The organism is Variovorax sp. P4_B11, assembly GCF_056402355.1.
Window position 1 is genome coordinate 1 of the sequence record NZ_JBFUHO010000148.1, and the last position, 1,820, is coordinate 1,820.

The 1,820-nt window shown below is 68.2% G+C and carries 1 protein-coding gene; it reads right to left on the minus strand.

Going from position 1 to position 1,820, the window contains the following annotated elements:
* The coding region (gene acs, locus AC1DYD_RS41315) for an acetate--CoA ligase (protein ID WP_478178480.1) at positions 1-1,820 on the minus strand (1,820 nt) is incomplete at both ends.

The window sequence follows — 1,820 nt, forward strand, 5'->3', positions numbered from 1 at the left end:
CCGCTGCGTGTCTTCCTTCGGAAGATTCTCTCCGAAGCGGATATCTTTCGGTTTTGCAATGGGGCCGATCTCCTTCGCCACCCAATTGCGCAGCTCGGCCGCGATCTTGCGCGCTTCCTCGTCGCTGGCCGGGCGGCCGCGCTTCAGGACGACGAAGGCGCAGACCGCCTCGCCGGTCAGGTCGTCGGGCCGGCCCACCACCGCCGCCTCGGCCACCAGGTCGGTCTTGGCCACCAGCGCCGATTCGATCTCCATGGTGCCGAGCCGGTGGCCCGAGACGTTGAGCACGTCGTCGATGCGCCCCGTGATGCGGAAGTAGCCGCGGTCGGCRCTGCGCACCGCGCCGTCGCCCGCGAGGTAGATCGTGCCGCCCATCTCCTCGGGGAAATAGCTCTTCCTGAAGCGCTCCGGATCGTTCCAGATGGTGCGGATCATCGAGGGCCASGGCCGCTTGATCACCAGCATGCCGCCGGCGCCGTTGGGCAGGTCACGGCCGGTCTCGTCGACGATCGCCGCCATGATGCCCGGCAGCGGCAGCGTGCACGAGCCCGGCACCAGCGGCGTGGCCCCCGGCAGCGGCGTGATYACGTGGCCGCCGGTCTCGGTCTGCCAGAAGGTGTCGACGATCGGGCATTTCTCGGCGCCGACATGGCGGTGGTACCACATCCAGGCTTCCGGGTTGATCGGCTCGCCCACGGTGCCCAGGATGCGCAGCGACGACAGGTCCCAGTTCTTCGGATGGACCTTCTCGTCGCTGTCGGCGGCCTTGATCAGGGAACGGATGGCGGTCGGCGCGGTGTAGAAGATCGAGACCTTGTGCTTCTCGAYCATCTGCCAGAAGCGGCCCGCGTGCGGGAAGGTCGGGATGCCCTCGAACACCACCTGCGTCGCGCCGGCGGCCAGCGGACCGTAGGCGACGTAGCTGTGGCCGGTGATCCAGCCGATGTCGGCCGTGCACCAGAACACGTCTTCGGGACGGAKGTCGAAAGTCCAGTCCATCGTCAGCTTGGCCCACAGCAGGTAGCCCCCGGTCGCATGCTGCACGCCCTTGGGCTTGCCGGTCGAGCCGGAGGTGTAGAGGATGAACAGCGGGTGCTCGGCGCCCACCGGCACCGGCGGGCAAACGCTGGCCTGCCCCTTCAGGGCCTCGGCGAAGGTCTTGTCGCGTCCGGCCACCATGGGGCAGGCGGTGGCGGTGCGCTGGTACACCAGCACGCTCGTGATCGATTCGCAGCCGCCCAGCGCCAGGCCGTCGTCGACGATCGCCTTCAGCGGCAGTTCCTTGCCGCCGCGCATCTGGAAGTTGGCGGTGATGACGGCCACCGCGCCGGCATCGATGATGCGTTCCTGCAGCGCCTTGGCCGAGAAACCGCCGAAGACCACGCTGTGGGTGGCGCCGATGCGGGCGCAGGCCTGCATCGCGATCACGCCTTCGATGCTCATCGGCATGTAGATGACGACCCGGTCGCCCTTGCGGATGCCCTCGGCCTTGAGCGCGTTGGCGAACTGCGAGACCCGCGCCAGCAGCTCCTTGTACGTGACCTGCGTGACCGTGCCGTCGTCGGCCTCGAAGAGGATCGCGGTCTTGTGCTCGACCGGCGTGCCGATGTGCTTGTCCAGGCAGTTGGCCGAGGCGTTGAGCTCGCCGTCCTCGAACCACTTGTAGAAAGGCGCATCCGACTCGTCGAGCGTGCGCGTGAAGGGCTTGCTCCACACCACGTTGGCCTTCGCCAGGCGGGCCCAGAAGCCGTCGAAGTCGTCCGCCGCCTCCTTGCAGAGGGCGTCGTAGGCCGCCATGCTGGGGATGCGCGCGCCTGCGC